The organism is Salaquimonas pukyongi (genome assembly GCF_001953055.1).
GTDB lineage: Bacteria > Pseudomonadota > Alphaproteobacteria > Rhizobiales > Rhizobiaceae > Salaquimonas > Salaquimonas pukyongi.
Genome location: NZ_CP019044.1, coordinates 1,492,799 through 1,511,386 on the forward strand (window position 1 = coordinate 1,492,799; position 18,588 = coordinate 1,511,386).

The following is an 18,588-nucleotide window of genomic DNA, read 5'->3' on the forward strand; positions in this document are numbered from 1 at the left end:
CGCAGATGCGGTTGCGCAGCGTGGGAATTGCAGAAATCTGAACACGCCCCCGGCAAGGCTTGCAAATCCCGCGCCGCCATGCGTCAACAGCGCCGTCGTCCGTGCATTCGCGGTGGAGAACTGCTTCCATTTGCGTGCCACACACACTAGATTTGCGGCGAATCCGGTCCCGTAGCTCAGCTGGATAGAGCATCCGCCTTCTAAGCGGACGGTCGCAGGTTCGAATCCTGCCGGGATCGCCATCCTTTTTATAGGCTTCTGTTTTCATTTGCATTTTCCCGATTTTTTCCCAACCACCGCCTTAGGTTGGGAAACTTTCTGTTCTGTTTTTGTATCGGAAAGAAGATCGAATGCCTGGTCGGCGAGAAGCGCACTTTCAGCAGCGGCGGTGTATCTGGCGACTTCTGAAAGGCTCGTGTGGCCGGTGACAGCCTTTATCTGATTAGCAGTGGCGCCGCTTTCCGCGAGCCTTTTTGCCATCCTCTTTCGAAGCCCATGTGCACTACAATTCTTCAAACCTGCATTGTCACACGCTGCCCTGAAAAAATTTCCGAAGCCGGCCGCTGTGAACGGCATGCCACGGCTGGTCAGAAGGAAGGCCAGGTTGCGCTTAGGAACGGAGTTGATGGAAGCCCACAATTCAGGCGGAACGCGAATATCCACCGGCGCGCCTGTCTTGCTTTGGTTGAATTTTAGGCGTCCGTTCTCGACGTGCTGCCAGCCCATTTTCACAACGTCCGATCGCCGCTGGCCCGTGTATCGAAGAAGATCGAAGGCCAGCCTCTCGGCAGTTCCGATTGGATGCGAAGCAGTAAACTGCTGAATGTCGGCTTCCGTCCAGGCCCGCCAGCCTGCGGATTTCTTGGAATAGCCCTTAATCCCGTGAGCAGGGTTTCTGCGGATCATCCCGATCAGCACAGCGTGATCCAAAATCTGCCTTAGAATAGATAGCCAGCGATTTGCCGCGTGAGGCCGGTCAGCCATGCCATCGATCAGTTTTTGAACATGCCGTGGCTCTAGCAGTACGATTCTTTTGTCGCCATGCGCGGTTCGAATCTTCTCAATGATCGGGCGCTTGGCCCCTTTGCTGCTGTCGCGGATGTTTTGATAAGCAGCGGAAGAAAGGTAGGCGACGATCGCGGCGTTAAGTGTTCCTGATTTTGTCTTGCTGGCGCCAGGCTCGATCGCCGCAACTTCCAGATCTCCCAATGCATCCTGATAAGCCTTGTTGAAATCGTCGGAGTATACTGGCCCTGGCAGGTATCGGGATTGCCAGACGCCGCCTATCTTGCGGCGGAAACGAAGGCGCTTCTTTCCATGCCGGTCTTTGGCCCAGGTTACATGTTTGGGGAGAGTGCGGCGCCTCATTCCGCCCCCAACTCTGCATCCCATTCATTTATTTCGCCATCCCTGACCTGTGCCAGGTTTCTGGCGGGGAGAGGGTCGCCGATAATGATCTGCGTGGTGCCGTCGGATGTGATCTGGATGCAGGATATCGGAAGCGATTGCGCTTTGGCAGCGCGAATACCTCTTTCCAAGTCTGCCTGTTTGTAGCTCACCTTCGACATGATTCTTTCTTTTTAAATCCCCCATCCGGTGCGATCGCCAAATTCGACCGGATGGGGGGGTGATATGCATTGCACCATACATGAAGGTGGTGTTTCAATTCACCTATACGGGGCGGATGCAATGCTTGAGGGTCAATCACTTGCCCATCATCGGAGAACCCCGTACCTCGATATTTACGCGTTTGGATCAATGCCGGCGTTGAAGTAAACCGCCCGCCAGTCCCCGACACCGCAACCGAAGTCCAGGCAAGCGCGAAATTCGCGTCCCCGAACTCCCCAGCCGTCGCGGCTCTCGATCTGTGGCCCGTCATTGCCATCCAGGTAACCGTGAACGAACGCTGGCCTGGTTTCCGGATCAGCGAAGATCCACCAACCATAGCCTTCGTATCGGGTCTCGACCTCAACACGGAGCTTGCCGGAAAACGGGTTGACCTCCGATACTTGGGCTGCCGACAGCGATGCAATAAGTTGCTCAGCGGCAGTTTGCATCCTCGGCCCGGTTACGATTACGGCGGGAACCGTACCAGCGCGACCGGTGCCGTTGACGTTCTTAAGGAGCTGCATCGCCGTTCGAGCCTCCGAAAGGCTATCAACCGAAAGTGTTGCCGCCGTATCGGCTAGGTTCCCTCTGTCTGCATGGAATAGTGTTTTCCCATCGGTCAGTTTTTTGCCGTTGAAGGAATTTTGCGAAAGAAGTTCGAAGAACTCGTCGCCTTCCGTCGTGGCCGCAGATTCCGCGAACGATTGAATGAAGTCGCCGAAAGCGTCCAGATCATCGTTGATGATCGCCTTTCGGCTAAGGCCAAAAATCCTGGCATATTCGCTGAGTTGAAACGCGTTGTCTTCGACCTCCATTGTGCCGCGCTTGATTTCACCGTCTTCCGCAACTTTCTCCAGGCGCGGCGCTTCCCCGCGCCGGATCATTTTTTGCGGTCGGAAGTCATTGGCGTTTCGCTGGCGGGAGAGCCGCTTCAACGGCGTCAGTTCAGCGCCGAAGCGCTCTAGCAGTGCGCGGCTACCCCCTTCCAGCAACAGCGATGGAAAATCCGACGTAGTGTGAAGGCCGCGCTCGGAGGAGCTCCAAAAACTATCGTCTAGCGCACGTTCGACCACATCACGATCCCGCATGTCCCGCGTGGATTGTCCGTTGAGTTCCAGCATGGTTCTAGCCAGTTCACCGGTAGACATTCCCGCCATCGGATTACCGGCGAGAGAACTTTGGGCTCCAAGACGGACGGCGAAGGCATCAATAATTTGTGCTTCGATATCGTGGCTGCGATGCTGTGCTGGTGCTCCGGAACGGTTTGGTATCGTCTGGATTGCCGCCGCGTGAGCAGAAAGCAAATCGAAGAGCACAATGCGGGCTTGATCCTTATTCCGAACACTCGCGAATGCTTCATCCACTTGCCGTTCTGAAATTCCGGCATCGAGCGCATGGTTACGGAAATAGGCTATCTCACTGCCGCCGCTGACGCCAATCGCCGCTGGGCTTGGCATTCCTGCCGGATTGGGATGTTCCTGGGAGCGAATTCTCGCATTGGGATCGGCGGGGACGGCAACCAAAGAAACCTCGAACGGTTGCCAGCGTGTAATTGTGACGTGCGTTATACCGTCCTTACCGGTAGTTTCTTCTTCATCGAGCCGAAACAAGCCGATTGAAACGCTCTTGATAACCCCTTCTTTCACCTTCTCAGCTGCAGACTGACCCTCGGCGCTGTTTGAAAACCGAAGTCTGGCGATCAGACCATCATCCTCAAACCAGACGTCCTCGACTGTTCCAATGATTGCTTTGATGCTCTCGCGTGACCGATGAGTATCAAGCAGAGGAGCCCCAATGATGCGACTGAGGTCAACGCTTGCCTTGTCCATTGAAAGCGTCTCGGTCAAAGACGGGCCAAGCCGGACGGGTTTGCCGGTAGCAATCACCGCTTTGACTGTGTTCGTGTCCTGGTTGAATGAAGATGGCGAAAGGTTCAACAAGCGCGTCGCCACCTGCCCATCAAGTGAGCGCGTCAGTATTGGGTGTGAGAGTTCATTTTTGTGGGCTTGGATATTCATTTCAACAATCCTTGCGTTGCGCTGCCCTTTAGTGAGGGAGCGTTTTGGTGAACTTCATTTCTTTTCGTCAGTTACGTCACCACTTGCGTCTTCAGAATGAGACGTTTCATCGTGGAACTCATCCGATCCCAACTGGCTGCGAACAAGCGTAAAAACACGTGCAATAATGTTGGAGATACTGATCTCAATTACCGCTTCGACCGGATAAGTCTTACCGGTTACATTGTCCAAAACAGGCAGCCAAAGACTTTCAAGGGTGGCGTGTTCTTCAGGTTTCACCACAGACTGCGCGAACCCATGACTATCGGTGTAAAAGACCACACGCCAGATTGCCGCCTCGCGATTTTCATCACGCCGGTTTCGAATTTCTTGGTCAATGATATTTTGCCAATAATGGGATACACGAATTTCTTGAAACCACCATCCAAGATCGGCACCGTTTGTTAGGGTGTAAAGTCGGTATGCGAGCGCAGCCGAACACAATTCTTTCAAGGAATACTTTTTATGCCCCTTACCGAAACCATACCCATTGAGCACACCGCGGCTGCGCCACGCTCTTCCAGTATCCGTTCCCGCACCAGCAGCGGCCAACATAAGTGCTCGCGTCGAAAAGATGTAAATTGACTTCGTCATTATCAATTTCCCAATTTGTGACGCTGTCACGATTACTACGTGACTCTCATCATGTCAAGAAATACGTGACACCGTCACGATATTGTCTACCCCACACCCCTGCGCTTTGAAAACGAACGAAACACGGGCTGCGTCCCTTGCGGCTTCACTGAATGCCGGTGGTCGAGTGGCCATCGGAAACGCTGGCTGTCACTTGCCAAAAGGAAATCAGCACCTGGGCAGCTTCGGGCGGAATATCGAGTGCCTCAGCAATCTCTTCTGGACCCAGGGTGCCATCTTCTCCGCTTTGCAATCGGGCATAGAGCGTTTCAAACCGTTCATGGAATTCGGGAGAATTGATCGTGAAGTCGAAGGCATGCAGCCATTCGCGGATTTGGATGTTGGTTTCGAGCAATTTGTACATCTATGGTTCCTTTCATTGGCTTGATTTGGAAGTGCGATCCCAGGCCACGCGCCCGGCATGCTTGGCGATGGGCATCACTTTTTGCCGCGACATCTGATCGAATTTGGAAGGTGGCACGCCAATGCAGCAGGCTGACTCGCAGCGCGAAAGGCTGTGCATCGGGTAAAAAATTGAATCACGTTTGATCTGGCGTGCCACCCTCGCATCCTCCTGAATGTTTCCAAACGATCCCGCAGAGATCATCTAGCAACGCGGCCTGAGGTATCCGCGCGCAGTTCTGATGCTGCTTATTGATGGGCCTTGGTATTCAGGAGCGGCATCAGGGATCTGCAAATCTGTAGAGCCGCAGTCTCTTCATGCGTCCACTCGAACGCATCATCGTGATACGAAGGGGTCAAACGAATGACTTCAAGCTTGAGGAGAAGATCGGCAAAGTCGTAAACTTCGCAGCTGTACATGACCTCCTCGAGTCGACCATAGCGATCGAGGAGCGTCTCATATTCGCGTTCCGCCGCCAATCCTTTCGGTGAGGCCCCATCTTCGACGGTATCTTGTTTTGCGCGCGCTTCATCCAGTGCGGCAGATAACCTAAGGAAGCGGAGTGCAGCGCCCTCGAAAAGAGTCAGTCCGTTCGCTCTCTTGTCTTCCAACATATGCAGTATCTCGGAGGCACTGCGATTGGGACCTGCGGAAGAATTGATTGCTGCCATGATGTTTTCCTCGCATTCGACCAGTTTCAGGTTTTGCATTTTCAGCTCCTTAAGTTAGAATTTACACACTTGTGCACTTAATCAGATTTCCGAAAATACACAAGTGTGTAATATGGCTAAACTAACACCAGAAGCGCTGAGAGCTGCCCGAGCACTCTTGAATTGGTCGATGCGTGACTTAGCTGCTGCAGCAGGATTGAGTTTTTCGACAATCGCAAAAATTGAAAGCGGGACGGTTCCTCGAGACGCTACAGCGTCGGCGATCGTTCAAGCATTGGCCCGCCACAACGTTGAAATCATCAACGGCGATGGAACTGGGGCTCGGCTGAGGTTTCAAAAAAGGTAGTTTCGAGCGACGGTTCATTTTTTCTTGCCAGCATCCGGCATGGTGGTTCCCAGACTACGGGCGGTTGATGAACTGCCGGGGCCGGCAAATCCAAGCGACCGATTGAGCGCAGCGCGCCGCTTTTCCAAAGCCCGCATTTTTGCTTCAGCAGCACTCGTATCGGCATCGACTTTCACCACCACTGTTTTTTCCGCTCGCCTCGTGAAATCATCTACGGCGGCATCGGCAGCGCTGGTTTCTGCATCGACTTCGATTTGGATTGATTCATCGTCCAGGTCGATCGGTGCAAAATCGGTCGAGCGCCTCGCATGCTGCCTGGCATAGCGTCCAGACCCCGGTGAGGGCAGGGGGGTGGCGCTTCCCTCAGCCCTTGCCAAATCTCGCTGCGTCTGATGGCGCCGAAAATAGCGCTCGTTGGACTCGTAGTTGTCGATTACATCCTGCGGAGTTCTGGGGAGTGCCGCTTCACCGCTCTTGTTCTGTCCAGGGCGAATGGGGTTTCTACCCAGTAGCTCGTAAGCCTGCCTGTTTCGATCTCGCGCCAGCTTCGCGACTTCATCAGGCGCATATCCTCCAATTCGTGCCATGCGGTCTTTGTAAGCGTTGCTGTAAAGACCGCTTGCCAGTCGATCCCAACTTGATAGCCCCATTTCCTTATGAGCTTTTGCGATCGCGGAGTGATAGTCGATGCTTTCGTTTATGGCATCCACACCTCCGGTAATTGCCGGCGCGACGAATGCGCCGACATTGGAGGATAGCTGGCTGATCGAAGCCATCATCCTGTCCAATGCAGCCTGATTATCCTCCAGCACGGCTTTCACATTGGCATCGATCATACCCTTTGACTTCGAACGGATCGTATCGACACGTTTTTCGATTTCATCCATTTGCTGAAGAAGAACGCGGGCAAAGTTCCTAGAATCAACCTCGCCAAACAACTGGGATAGCTTGGTCGCATCATCACCGGTCGCACGCCTGATTAGCCGGTGCATGGTAAGCTCAATTCTCTCCCCTGCTTCTTGGGCTTTTGTAAGTTCCGTCTCCAGGTTTATTCCGAGTTTCGAAAACGATTTTTGCACAGCAGGCGAAGTGATCTTCTCCATGAAGTCTCGGAAGCCATTTGCGGCCTGCTGCGAACCGCCGGTGAAATCGCGCATGGTTTCCAATAGGGCAACTATGCGCTCGGTGCCTTCAAGCCCCTCAAAGCCCAAGTTCCCAGCTATGGGAGCTAGGCTGGGTAGATAAGTGGCCAAGTCTGACGCTTCGAATTTGCCGGCGGCGCCACCTGCCGCAATGATGTCAAAAAACCTCTCTGCTTCACCACCCGCGATCCCCAGCGATTTCCTGGCTGCATCGAAAGTATTTGCGATTTGCTGGCCACTTGCTCCAATCGCCTGTTGCGACTTCGCTAAGGCATCCATCCGAGTACGGATTTCATCAAGTTCCATGCCGCTTTCGGCCATCGCATCTACTGTGCCGATCACCTCTTCTTGCGACAAGCTCCAACGCCTAGCGACCTCAAAAATCTGATCACCCAGATCCCTCATTTGATCGCGATTAGCATCCAGCTTGTTGCCGATGCGGGTTAGGGTTCTCTCATCGCCGGAGAATTTCTTGTAGGCCGATACGCTGGCTACGGTCATGGCAGCCGTTGTCGCAACCGCTGCCCTGCCGAAAGCTACGAAGTTTCTGGCCGTGTCGCGCTGGGATTTGTTATAGGCTGCAGCCTGCCGATTGACGCTATCAAGATTCTTGCTGACCGATCGAAACGCCGCAGCGGTGTTGTCCTTCGCCGACAGCTTTAGCCGTGCCTCAATTTCTCGATTTGCCATCTATCAAACCTTTCTCGTTGCTGATCTTCGGTTGATGTCAACCGGCTCTGTTTTTGGTCAACCTTGTCAACCCAGTTTCGGAACAGGATCACTAGCGATATTTCGGGGTCGTCCCGCCCCGTGTTTAGGGAGGGCCAGGAAGGACCCATTCACCCGGCAATGTCTGCGGGGCAGGCCCCGGTAAACCTTCGATGTCTCGACCGGCTTGCATCGCCGAATGCTGGTGGATTGGCCTGCAACATCGCTTGTGTCAGGCCGATGTCCAACGATCATAGCTACCATCTCTATTTTCGGTTTATTGAAATCCAACTGCCTCAACCTAAAGACGACCTTGCTTCCCTAAAACCACCTCTTGCTTCCCTAATCTTCATCCTTGCTTCCCCAGTTAAATTTTTTAAATCATTGTTTTTATTCGTTTTCGTTTTTTTTTGGGGAAGCAAGGGAAGCAAGGGAAGATAATCTGGGGGTAATGCATGCGCGAAGACGCCTTATTCACTCAAGCTGTTAGTTTTTCATACGTGTAACGCGTAATTTTGCTTCCCCTGCTTCCCCAGCGTCCAAACTTGTTGATTTACTTATCTTTTTCTTGGGGATGGAAAATTTTGCATTCGCCTCTTCCTTCCCTTGCTTCCCCAAAAGATGACCAAGAATGCCTATCCAATTGGACGTGCCAGTTTTGACTATCCATTCGAGTCCTAAGATTGGGGGAGAGGGGCTGCCAATTAGACGGGGAAAGGGGCTGGCTGTTCATTTCCGCACCCGCAAGCCACAATATTTAGTGGTGCCTGATTTGCGTACAACAACCTGCTCGGATTGGACAACATACTTTCCGAACGGGTTACGGCTTACAATTGGCAGTTCATTTTGTTTCGCCCACCGCTGATAGACGGCGTAAAGGTCGCTCGCCCAGATATCGGCAGCGCTATCCGGCACAGTTCGCTCATTCAGGAACTGGCAAATATTGCTAAAGTCAGTTCCGGTCCTTGTGCCTGCGTGCCCGGCCTTGGCAGCGGGTAGGCCGAGTGCTTTCCAGGTGTCCAATGCTGCGCGTCTGCCGCGCACTAATCGAGCCTCTCTGACAGCCGCAATCTTGTCGCGGAAACTCATTTCCTCGTTGGGTGCGCACTGGGCGTAGCCATCGGTCGAGCGGAGTGGCGCAATCACCTTGTCAAAAATAAATCGCTTGAAACGCTCTGCATCCGGCTGCCGGCAAGTGAAAATCAAACGGTACACACCCAATTCGCTGATCCCGATCGATGTGCTTTCCGAAGGCCGGAATTGGCTTGTTGGAATGTTCTCTCGTCGTTCATCCAGGCTTAGCCGTTCCATCGCACGATCAACGTCACGAATGCCGAGGCACCGACAAACATCCTTGCCGACAAACCAGTATTCGTCACCGATTTGCGCTATGCGGAGCACGTCGCCGAGATAATCAAACGTCAGGATCACAGGTGTCATTTGCCACCTTTAATCGAGGGATAGGAGTTCTCCCCGCACCCCCTAAGAGTTGAAGCGGACAAACAGGGCGGCGATGCCCTTTCCTCCCTGGAGGGACGCTGATTTTCGGTTGGGAAGCGGGAAAAATTCCGCAATGATTTCAGGGATAGGATATTCGCGGTTGGGAAACTGCAAATATTTGATATGATGACAAATCCCGCAATTCTGCCGGGATCGCCAATCAGCGTTTGAAAATCCGATATGGTTCAAAGCCGCCGCAAGAATGCGCGCCGGCTTCAACCTAGGCCGTAAGGAATTTGACCCCGACGCGGTCGTGTTTTTGCCAGACAACTTCACAGGGAACCGGCCGCTCGTTGTCGCCGGCTCCAATGATGTCGAATTGTTTTGGAAGCTGTGTCGGATACATCATGCGGAATTTGGCGCCACCCAGCGAGATGTTTTCCAGAATGGCGGTGTGCATTGGTTGCTGATCGATCTGTATCACGATTTCACGCGATACGCTCGTTCGAGAGCTGTTTCGGCGCTCTGCGAACGATTTCAGATATTCATCGACGCTAAGCCCCCGGCTTCTTGGAGTGGTCACTGGTGCCATTATGTTTCGCCGCCCGGTTTTAGACAGGCAACAACCCCAGGCCAGAATTGCCAAAAAGGGCATCGGGCCGTTCCATGCCGGTCTGAAATCGCAAACATGCTACAAAGAGCTGGCGGGGCGGTATCATGCCTCAGCCCATGGCCGCCGCCACCCGGACCTTAGCGCGCACCTGTTAAAGCCCGGTATTTTTACATGGTTAGCGGAGGCGTAACGGTTGTGCGGCTTTGGTGCAGCTTCGCGTTTGTTGCAATTAATTTTCAGCTTGCAGCAGATCCGGTCAACCCTCAGCGGCAAATGAGTCCGGGTTGCGAAAACATCTGTCTGTTTTCTGCTTTTTTGATGGTCAAACAGGGTGTCGTATCTTTTAGTGCGTCCGGTACCCAGGGCGCGGGAGAATAGGGCGCTTGCATCATGACGGACGATAACCCAGCCGACACCGCCGCCAAAAAAGCCGGCGCCCCCACATTACGCACCGAAAAGCGGTTAAGGGCAGTAGGGCGCCGCGGTGGCGGGCGCGCCGGCAATACCCGGGGCAAGGGCGCCATCATCGATCAAATTCCCTGGAGCGTGCCGGTCAATCTCGACAAGCCGGTCGAGCCCCTGCCTCCCGAAGGCATCGAGGCAATTCACAACAATGCCATGCGCATTCTGGAGGAAGTCGGCATCGAGTTCCTCAACCCGGAGGCGGTCGGGATCTTCCGCAAGGAAGGCTGCACCATCGAGAATGAGAGCACCACGGGCGCCGTTGTGAAGATGGACCGTGCCTGGGTGATGGAAAAAATCGCCCTTGCGCCCTCAAGTTTCACCCTTACGCCGCGCAATCGCGACCGGCAGATTACCATCGGCGGCAACCATATCCTGTTCGGCAATGTATCTTCGGCGCCCAACTGCCACGATCTTGACCGGGGCAGGCGCACGGGGGATCGGGAAGCCTACCGAGATTTCATCAAGCTGACCCAGTATTTCAACTGCATTCACTTTGCCGGCGGTTATCCGGTGGAGCCGATGGACATCCACCCGTCGGTGCGCCACTTCGACTGCCTGTACGACAAGCTGACGCTTACCGACAAGGTCGTTCATGCCTATTCCCTGGGCAGTGAGCGGGTCGAGGACGTCATGGAGATGGTGCGCATTGCAGGCGGGATGACCCATGAAGAATTCGCCGCCACGCCCTGCATGTACACCAACATCAACTCCACCTCGCCGCTAAAGCACGACTGGCCGATGATTGACGGGCTTCTGCGTCTGTCCCGCAAGGGCCAGGCGACCGTGGTAACGCCCTTTACGCTTGCCGGCGCCATGTCGCCGATCACGCTGGCAGGAACCGTTTCCAGCTCAATTGCCGAAGCGCTGTGCGCCATCGCGCTGATCCAGACGGTCAATCCCGGCTGTCCCTGCGGGTTCGGAACCTTTTCCTCGAATGTCGACATGAAGACCGGCGCACCGGCCTTCGGGACGCCGGACTACATGCGCACGACACAGATGACCGGCCAGATGGCGCGCTATTACGGATTGCCGCTTCGTTCCTCCAACACCTGTGTGTCGAATGCGCCGGACAATCAGGCAACCTGGGAAAGCTCCCACTCGCTGTTTGCCGCCATCACCTCCGGCTCCAACATGGTCTATCACGCAGCCGGCTGGCTCGAAGGCGGTCTTTGTGCTGGCTATGAAAAGTTCGTCATGGACTGCGAGCAATTGCAGCAGATCATCACCTATGTTTCCAAACCCGCTAAATGGGACGAGGGCGAACTGGCGTTCGACGCGATCAGTGAAGTCGGCCATGGCGGCCATTTCTTCGGCATCCAGCATACCCAGGACCGCTACGAGAAGGCCTTTTACAGCCCGTTTCTTTCCGATTGGTCGAACTTCGAGAACTGGCGTGACCGCGGCAGCGTGGAAACGGTCAAACGCGCCAACATCCTGTGGAAGAAAATTCTGGAGGAATTCGAGGCACCGCCGATGGACGAGGCGATCCGCGAGGAACTTTCCGAGTTTGTCGAGCGCCGCAAGCGCGAGGGCGGCGCACCGACCGATTTTTAATAGGTATTGCTGACACTGCCCAAAATTGACACAGGCTCGGTGACATTGCATTAACCCTTCCTCAAGCTGCGCTGGTCATAGTAATGGCGTTTGCGGTTGGCCGTATTGCCGTCGCAATGCATGAGTAGGCGCGTAGCATTGTTTTTCGCTGATCTGAACGGCATGGCAAATCGAACCCGGCACAATTTTCTTCGCATGTCGGCGGCTGGAGATATCCTCTTCACCGCCCGTCATTGTTTTGCCGGTGTGGTTCTGTTCGCCGGGGCCGGTCTTGTATTGTCGGCCTGTACGGGATCGGGCGTGCTGGATTCCAAGTCTGACAAACCGCTGCGCTCCGAACACATCAACAATGAAAGCAAGTTTTCCGTTGCCGAGTACCAGGTAGCGGCCAGCCCGCGGGTTACCGCGGTAAAGCGGCCACGAAAGGGGGGCGGGCGCTATCAGGTCGGCAAGCCCTACAAGATACGCGGCAAGTGGTATCATCCCAAGGAAGACACCAGTCTGAGGCAGACCGGGCTGGCCTCATGGTATGGTCCGAATTTTCATGGCCGCCTGACCGCCAATGGAGAAATCTACGACCAGTATTCGCTGTCTGCCGCCCATCCCACCATGCCGCTGCCCAGCTATGCCAAGGTCACCAATCTGGCCAATGGCCGCGAAGTGATGGTGCGCGTCAACGACCGCGGACCCTATGCCCATGGCCGCGTTATCGACTTGTCGGCAAAGGCTGCCGAACTGCTCGATTTCAAGACCAGGGGCGTGACCAAGGTGAAGGTCGAATATGCCGGGCGCGCCCGCATGGACGGACTGGATGAATCCATGTTGCTGGCCACCTACCGGGGGCCAAAACAGCCGGGCAATGACGTTCTTCCCGGTCTTGGCGGAACTTCCTCCGGCACCATGATTGCCATGGCCGATCCGGTAAAACCCGTCTCAAGCCTCGGCGGCTCGCCGGCGCGGGCAATTGACCAGGGCTTCGGGCAGGGCGGTTTGTCGCTTGACGGCGCCTTGCCGGTGCCAGCTCAGCGGCCGGCCCTGTTTGAGGGGATTCCCCTTGCAGACGGAAATACCGCTTACCGTGGCACGATCAAGGCCATTGAAACGGTCGTCAGCGGACCGGCTCCAAGGCCGCTGGCATTTGCTTCCGCAGGCATGGCGCATGCGGAAGGGTCTTTCATCCACTACATGGGCGAGGCTCCCGAAAATCCGGTGACACTGGTGCTCGGACTGCCCGCCGACGCGCGCAGCGCCGCCCTGATGAAACAGCTGCTGGGTGATCTTGGCACCGTGGGCAAGAACCCTGATACGGGCGAAATGGAACTTGGTGTCGTTGAACAATCGGCCAACGCCGCCTTGGCCTTTGTCAGGCAGTTGGGCCTTAACAACGCCCGTTTTCGATAGCTGTCTTGCCGGGCGGCATTTTCCAAGCATATCCCGAAATAGCGGCCTGCCTCATCACCGCGCTTCGCCTCAAAGACGGGGCCAAGCGGAAATCCTGTTCGCATTTCCGTGAAAATTCTCCTGATTCAATGGCTTGAACCACCCGGACTCTATGCCTATGGTGGGGTGGGGCATGTGGGATATTTGACAGGTAATCTCCGTGAACCCGGTGCCTCTATACCGTTCGTTTCGTATTTCGCTGATCTGCCTGCTGGCGGTAGCCGCCCTGGCAGCAGCTGGCTGGACCCAAACCTTCGCCCAGCGCTTTGATACCTCCGCACCCCAGGCAATGCTGATGGATGCCGATACCGGCACGATCCTGCTGGCGAAGGAGATTGACGCGAAAATTCCGCCTGCTTCCCTTGCCAAACTGATGACCATGGAAGTCGTGTTCAACCGACTCAAGGAGGGCAGTTTGACGCTGACGGACAAGTTTTTCGTCAGTGAGAACGCCTGGCGCAAGGGCGGCGCCAATTCCGGCGGCTCGACCATGTTCGCCAAGTTGAACTCGGAAATCGAGCTGGAAAACCTGATCAAGGGCGTGATCGTTCAGTCGGCTAACGATGGCTGTATCGTCATTGCTGAAGGCCTTGCCGGCACGGAGGAGACGTTTGCCGACCTTATGAACGAGCGCGCCCGCCGCATCGGGCTCAAAAACTCTCACTTTACCAATTCAACGGGCCTTCCCGACGAAAACCAGTATGTCAGCATTGGCGATCTGGCCAGGCTGGCGCAGCACATCATCCGCGAATATCCCGAATACTACCGCTATTATTCGCTGCCGGAATTCGAGTGGAACGGGATCAATCAGCGAAACCGCAATCCCTTGCTCGGCATGAGCATCAACGCAGACGGCATGAAAACCGGATACACCGAAGCGTCCGGCTATGCCATTGTCGGCTCTGCAGTGCGCGAGGGGCAGCGTTTGATCACGGTATTGAGCGGGATGACCTCCGCCAAGGAACGCGCCGAGGAGGCCAGAAAGATTCTCGACTGGGGCTTCAGGGCATTTGAGCGCCTGAACCTGTTTGATGCCGAGGCGAAGGTTGGCGAGATACCCATTTATGGCGGCAAGCCCGGATCGGTTGAGGTGACGGGCGGCGATTCCATCGAAATTTACCTTCCGGTCGGTAATCGGGACCGGCTGCGGGCGCGCATTGCCTATGATTATCCGGTTATGCCGCCGGTCAAGAAGGGCGATCGCGTGGCAACCCTGAAAGTGTGGATCGGCGATGACCTCAGTCAGGAAACGCCGCTTTATGCCATGCAGGATTCTGCCCAGGGCGGAATCATGCAACAGGCCACAGATGCCTTGACCGAACTGCTCACATCCTGGATACCAAGATAACCCACGGCTTTGGGGCAACAGGGGTTTGGGATGGCCGTAAAGACTGCCGGCAAGAAACAGGTCCGGTCGACCGCTTCGGCGCGTGTGGCACGCAAGAGGGGCGCTGCTGTGCGCACCAAAGGCTCCACTGGCCAGGGAAGGGGCGTTTTCATCACCCTTGAGGGCGGAGAGGGCAGCGGCAAGAGCACCCAGATGCGATTGCTTGCAGAAAAGCTGCAATCCCTCGGACATCAGGTCATCACCACGCGTGAGCCCGGCGGCTCGCCCGGCGCGGAAGCCGTGCGCCATGTATTGCTGTCGGGAGCAGCCGAACCGTTTGGCGGCGAACTGGAGGCGATGCTTTTTGCCGCTTCGCGTGCCGATCATGTCGACCAGGTCATTCGTCCCGCGCTGGAAGCGGGAAAAATTGTCATCTCGGACCGGTTTATTGATTCGACACGGGTCTATCAGGGCACGGCGGGAGAGGTGGACACCCAAATGCTGCGGCGCCTCGAGCATATTGCCTGTGGCGATACCTGGCCGGATCTGACGATCATACTGGACATCGACCCGCGTGAGGGCATGAAACGCGCTGCGGCCCGGCGCCAGGAGAGCGAGGTGCCGGACCGGTTTGAGAAGGAATCAATCCGCCTTCAGGCCAAGCGCCGCAAAGCCTATCTTGACATCGCCCGGCAGGAGCCGGAACGCTGCGTGGTGGTAGACGCAGCCGGCAGGCCGCAGACGGTTTTCAAGCGAATTTGGCAAGCCGCCGAAAAACACCTTGCAGGCCGGGTGGGCAAAGCCGGCGATGTGAAACAGGCCAAGGGCCGTAAAGCCGCTTCTGCGAAACGAACAGCGGCAAAGAAACCGGCAAGAAAACCTGCCGGCCGGATGGGCAATAAGCCGCCAGCGTAACCCGGCAACAGGATGCAGCACGCAATGGAAAATGAAACACCCGGCAGCTGGGACGCCATGGAGGGCGTGTTGCAGCCCTTTGAAAGCCCGGATGTCATGGGCCATGACGAAGCCTGTTTCCTGCTGGCCCGCGCCCATGCTGCCGGCCGGTTGCACCACGCCTGGCTTTTGTCGGGGCCACGCGGCATCGGCAAGGCAACGCTGGCTTATCAGTTCGCCGCTCATCTTCAGCGTTATCCCGATGGCAGCAATGCGCCGCAGCGCCTTGAGCCTGAAGATGACAACACCGCCGCGATGATGCGCCGTGGCGCTCATCCCAATCTTTTGACGGCGTCACGGCCGTGGAATGCCAGGGACAAGAAGTTCATGACGCGGCTCACCGTTGACGAGGTACGCCACGTCAACGCGTTTCTGCGTTCGACGACCGCCATGGGCGGCTGGCGGGCGGTGATTGTCGACTCGGCAGACGACATGAATACGAGTGCGGCCAATGCATTGCTGAAAATACTCGAGGAACCGCCGCCGCAAACGGTGTTTTTCATTCTTGCCCACTCACCGCGCGGCCTGTTGGCGACCTTGCGGTCACGCTGCCAGACCTTGAGCCTGAAGCCGCTGGAGGATCACATACTGCGTCAGGTCATCGCCCGCCAGCCGGTAATGGAGGATGTTGCCGAAGACCGGATGGATGGGTGGATTGCCCTGGCCGGCGGCTCTGCGCGCAGGGCGCTTGAACTGGCACAGGGCGATGTTGCGGCGATGGTGGGCGAGTTTTTCGATCTGGTAACGGACAAAAAGCCAGACTGGTCGAAAATTCACCGTATCGGTTCGGCACTCGCACCGGCTGCCAGGGCGCAGGATTATCACCTCTTCATTGACCTGGTATTCGAGCGGCTGGCCGCCCTGACGCGGGAAAAGGCACTGAACGACCAGGTGCCGATGGATAAGCTCGCCGGGTATTGCGATATTTGGGACAAGGTGCGCGCCGACCACGAAAAAGCGGTCTATTGGAATTTGGACCGCAAACAGGTGGTCCTCGGGCTCTACGCTGATCTGAGGCGAGTATAGCAAAAGCCTGCCCCGGCGAACACAAACCATTCCAACGCGGCCGTTTCCACGGTAAACCGGTCGACAAACCGCCATTGCCACACTATGTGCTTGGGCCGAAAAGCGCTTGCATGAAATGCCCCGCGCACCGTTCGGAACAAAAGTGCCATGACAGACAGATATTACATCACCACGCCGATCTTCTATCCCAACGGCATTCCCCATATCGGACACGCCTATACGGCGATTGCCACCGATGTTCTTGCCAGATTCAACCGTCTCGACGGCAAGCAGGTGATGTTTCTGACCGGCACGGACGAACACGGCCAGAAAATGCAGCGCACGGCCGAAAAGGAAGGCATTGCGCCCATCGAACTCGCCGACCGCAACTCAGACGCGTTTCGCAAGATGGTGGCAGCGCTCAATTGTTCGAATGATGATTTCATTCGCACCACCGAGGAACGCCACAAGAAAGCCTGTCAGGAAATCTGGCGCCGCATGGATGCCAATGGCGACATTTACCTCGACACTTATGGCGGCTGGTATTCGGTGCGCCAGGAAGCCTATTTCGACGAAAGCGAAACGCAGGTCGGCGAGGATGGCGTGCGCCGCGAGCCGCTCGGTTCGCCCGTCGAATGGGTCGAGGAGGAAAGCTATTTTTTCCGGCTTTCAGCCTATGGCGACCGGCTGCTGAAGCATTATGAGGACAATCCCGATTTTATCGGCCCTGCTGAACGCCGCAACGAGGTAGTCAGCTTCGTGAAAGGCGGTCTGCGCGATCTTTCCGTCTCGCGCACCACCTTCGACTGGGGTGTGCCGGTGCCCGGCAATGACAAGCACGTCATGTATGTGTGGGTAGATGCGCTGACCAACTATGTTACCGCCACAGGCTGGCCGGACAATGAGGAGAACAGCGCGCAAAAGGCCGGATTCTGGCCGGCCGATGCCCACATCATCGGCAAGGACATTCTGCGCTTTCACGCCGTTTACTGGCCGGCCTTTCTCATGAGCGCCGGTCTTGCCCTGCCCAAGCAGGTTTATGCCCATGGCTTCCTGTTCAACAAGGGTGAGAAAATGTCGAAATCGGTCGGCAATGTCGTCGATCCCTTTGCCATGGCCGAGGCCTATGGCGTTGACCAGATGCGCTATTTTTTCCTGCGCGAGGTTCCGTTCGGCAATGACGGCTCTTACAGCCATGAGGCGATCGTTGCCCGCATCAATGCCGATCTCGCCAACGATCTGGGCAATCTCGCCCAGCGTTCGCTGTCAATGATTGCCAAGAATTGTCAGGGCAGGGTGCCTGAGGCCGGTGAATTCAGCGACGAGGACAAGGCATTGCTGGAGGCAGCCTATGGGCTCGGCGGCAAGACCCGCGAGGAAATGAAGGCGTTCCGCATCCACAAGGCGCTTGAGGCGATCTGGCAGGTGGTGGGCGATGCCAACCGCTATTTTGCCTCCCAGGAGCCCTGGGCGCTGAAGAAGACCGATCCTGAGCGCATGGCAACCGTGCTTTATGTGACGGCGGAAGTAATCCGCGTGGTCGCCGTAATGGTGCAGGCGGTCATGCCTGAAAGTGCTGGCAGACTGCTGGATCTTCTTGCCGTGCCGCAGGATGCACGCCGGTTCGCCGATACAAAAACGCCGCTTGCTGGCGGAACCGAACTGCCCAAGCCGCAGGGTATTTTCCCCCGCTACGTGGAAACGGAAGAGCCGGCATGAGCGAAGCGGAAGCGAAAACATCCAGTATCGAGCGGGTAAGGGCAGCGCTTGCTGCTTCCGGTCTGGCGTTGGAGGTGGTTGAACTGGAAGCCAGCACCCGCACGGCGCAGGAGGCAGCAGATTCCATCGGCTGCACGGTTGCCCAGATCGTCAAGTCGCTGGTATTTCGCGGCAAGACCAGCGGAAAGGCACTGCTGGTACTGGCCAGCGGCGCCAATCGTGTCGACGAAACCCGTATGGCGCAGACGGCCGGTGAACCGCTTGGCCGCGCCGATGCCGGTTTTGTGCGGGCTGAAACCGGGTTTGCCATAGGCGGTGTCGCACCGGTTGGCCACATCAAGGCGCTGAAGACCTTCATCGATCGCGATCTTCGCCAATATGAGGAGATCTGGGCGGCTGCCGGCAAGCCCAATGCGGTCTTCCGCCTGACACCTGCCGACCTGGTGGCACTGACCCGGGGCAGCGTTGTCCAGGTTTGTTAAATCCGATACAGGGCTGCTTTC

Annotated in this window: 18 protein-coding genes and 1 tRNA gene; 9 read left to right on the top strand and 10 right to left on the bottom strand. The window is 56.2% G+C overall.

What is annotated here, in order from left to right; translation table 11 throughout:
* Positions 1 to 165 precede the first annotated feature (165 nt).
* Positions 166 to 242, top strand: a tRNA-Arg gene (locus tag BVL55_RS07230).
* A 22-nt stretch (positions 243 to 264) separates the two neighbouring features.
* Here the strand turns inward: BVL55_RS07230 and BVL55_RS07235 are convergent.
* The 7 genes from BVL55_RS07235 to BVL55_RS07265 form a co-directional block, all read right to left on the bottom strand.
* On the bottom strand, positions 265 to 1,368 hold the full coding sequence (locus BVL55_RS07235) for a tyrosine-type recombinase/integrase (protein WP_075996323.1): 1,104 nt from the start codon (positions 1,366 to 1,368) through the stop codon (positions 265 to 267).
* The gene (locus BVL55_RS07240; protein ID WP_075996324.1) at positions 1,365 to 1,568 is read right to left on the bottom strand and encodes a hypothetical protein; all 204 of its coding nucleotides are present in this window, start codon (positions 1,566 to 1,568) and stop codon (positions 1,365 to 1,367) included. Before BVL55_RS07240 ends, BVL55_RS07235 begins: the two co-directional genes overlap by 4 nt.
* Before the next feature lie 174 nt (positions 1,569 to 1,742).
* On the bottom strand, positions 1,743 to 3,626 hold the full coding sequence (locus BVL55_RS07245) for a phage major capsid protein (protein ID WP_075996325.1): 1,884 nt from the start codon (positions 3,624 to 3,626) through the stop codon (positions 1,743 to 1,745).
* A gap of 54 nt (positions 3,627 to 3,680) precedes the next feature.
* Entirely contained in the window at positions 3,681 to 4,259 is a 579-nt protein-coding gene (locus BVL55_RS07250; RefSeq protein WP_075996326.1) for a hypothetical protein, read from the bottom strand.
* A 145-nt stretch (positions 4,260 to 4,404) separates the two neighbouring features.
* A complete protein-coding gene (locus tag BVL55_RS07255) occupies positions 4,405 to 4,662 on the bottom strand; it encodes a hypothetical protein (RefSeq protein WP_075996327.1) in 258 nt (85 codons plus the stop codon).
* Between the two features lie 12 nt (positions 4,663 to 4,674).
* Positions 4,675 to 4,860, bottom strand: coding sequence for a hypothetical protein (locus tag BVL55_RS07260; protein ID WP_156892462.1), 186 nt, complete (start codon positions 4,858 to 4,860; stop codon positions 4,675 to 4,677).
* 89 nt (positions 4,861 to 4,949) lie between these two features.
* Entirely contained in the window at positions 4,950 to 5,411 is a 462-nt protein-coding gene (locus BVL55_RS07265; RefSeq protein ID WP_075996329.1) for a hypothetical protein, read from the bottom strand.
* Between the two features lie 130 nt (positions 5,412 to 5,541).
* On the opposite strand from BVL55_RS07265, the gene BVL55_RS07270 reads away from it, so the two are divergent.
* A complete protein-coding gene (locus BVL55_RS07270; RefSeq protein WP_244530632.1) occupies positions 5,542 to 5,718 on the top strand; it encodes a helix-turn-helix domain-containing protein in 177 nt (58 codons plus the stop codon).
* Positions 5,719 to 5,732: 14 nt separating this feature from the next.
* Here BVL55_RS07270 and BVL55_RS07275 read toward each other — a convergent pair whose 3' ends face one another.
* From BVL55_RS07275 to BVL55_RS07290, 3 genes are all read right to left on the bottom strand, one after another.
* Positions 5,733 to 7,550: a phage tail tape measure protein gene (locus tag BVL55_RS07275; protein WP_075996331.1), complete on the bottom strand. Its 1,818-nt coding sequence runs from the start codon at positions 7,548 to 7,550 to the stop codon at positions 5,733 to 5,735.
* Positions 7,551 to 8,297: 747 nt separating this feature from the next.
* Positions 8,298 to 9,008: a BRO-N domain-containing protein gene (locus BVL55_RS07280; RefSeq protein ID WP_075996332.1), complete on the bottom strand. Its 711-nt coding sequence runs from the start codon at positions 9,006 to 9,008 to the stop codon at positions 8,298 to 8,300.
* Between the two features lie 280 nt (positions 9,009 to 9,288).
* Complete coding sequence (locus BVL55_RS07290; RefSeq protein WP_075996334.1) at positions 9,289 to 9,600, bottom strand: PilZ domain-containing protein; 312 nt, start codon at positions 9,598 to 9,600, stop codon at positions 9,289 to 9,291.
* Between the two features lie 411 nt (positions 9,601 to 10,011).
* On the opposite strand from BVL55_RS07290, the gene BVL55_RS07295 reads away from it, so the two are divergent.
* The 7 genes from BVL55_RS07295 (at position 10,012) to BVL55_RS07325 (ending at position 18,567) form a co-directional block, all read left to right on the top strand.
* Complete coding sequence (locus BVL55_RS07295; RefSeq protein ID WP_075996335.1) at positions 10,012 to 11,640, top strand: trimethylamine methyltransferase family protein; 1,629 nt, start codon at positions 10,012 to 10,014, stop codon at positions 11,638 to 11,640.
* Positions 11,641 to 11,802: 162 nt separating this feature from the next.
* Complete coding sequence (locus BVL55_RS07300; RefSeq protein WP_244530604.1) at positions 11,803 to 13,041, top strand: septal ring lytic transglycosylase RlpA family protein; 1,239 nt, start codon at positions 11,803 to 11,805, stop codon at positions 13,039 to 13,041.
* Positions 13,042 to 13,240: 199 nt separating this feature from the next.
* Positions 13,241 to 14,428: a D-alanyl-D-alanine carboxypeptidase family protein gene (locus BVL55_RS07305; RefSeq protein WP_244530605.1), complete on the top strand. Its 1,188-nt coding sequence runs from the start codon at positions 13,241 to 13,243 to the stop codon at positions 14,426 to 14,428.
* 192 nt (positions 14,429 to 14,620) lie between these two features.
* A complete protein-coding gene (gene tmk / locus BVL55_RS07310; protein WP_244530633.1) occupies positions 14,621 to 15,322 on the top strand; it encodes a dTMP kinase in 702 nt (233 codons plus the stop codon).
* 24 nt (positions 15,323 to 15,346) lie between these two features.
* Positions 15,347 to 16,387 carry a DNA polymerase III subunit delta' gene (locus tag BVL55_RS07315; RefSeq protein ID WP_075996338.1) on the top strand — a complete coding sequence of 347 codons (1,041 nt, stop codon included), beginning with the start codon at positions 15,347 to 15,349 and terminating at the stop codon, positions 16,385 to 16,387.
* A gap of 147 nt (positions 16,388 to 16,534) precedes the next feature.
* A complete protein-coding gene (gene metG, locus BVL55_RS07320; protein WP_075996339.1) occupies positions 16,535 to 18,085 on the top strand; it encodes a methionine--tRNA ligase in 1,551 nt (516 codons plus the stop codon).
* Complete coding sequence (locus BVL55_RS07325) at positions 18,082 to 18,567, top strand: YbaK/EbsC family protein (RefSeq protein WP_075996340.1); 486 nt, start codon at positions 18,082 to 18,084, stop codon at positions 18,565 to 18,567. The genes metG and BVL55_RS07325 overlap by 4 nt, the downstream gene beginning before the upstream one ends.
* Positions 18,568 to 18,588: the final 21 nt, after the last annotated feature.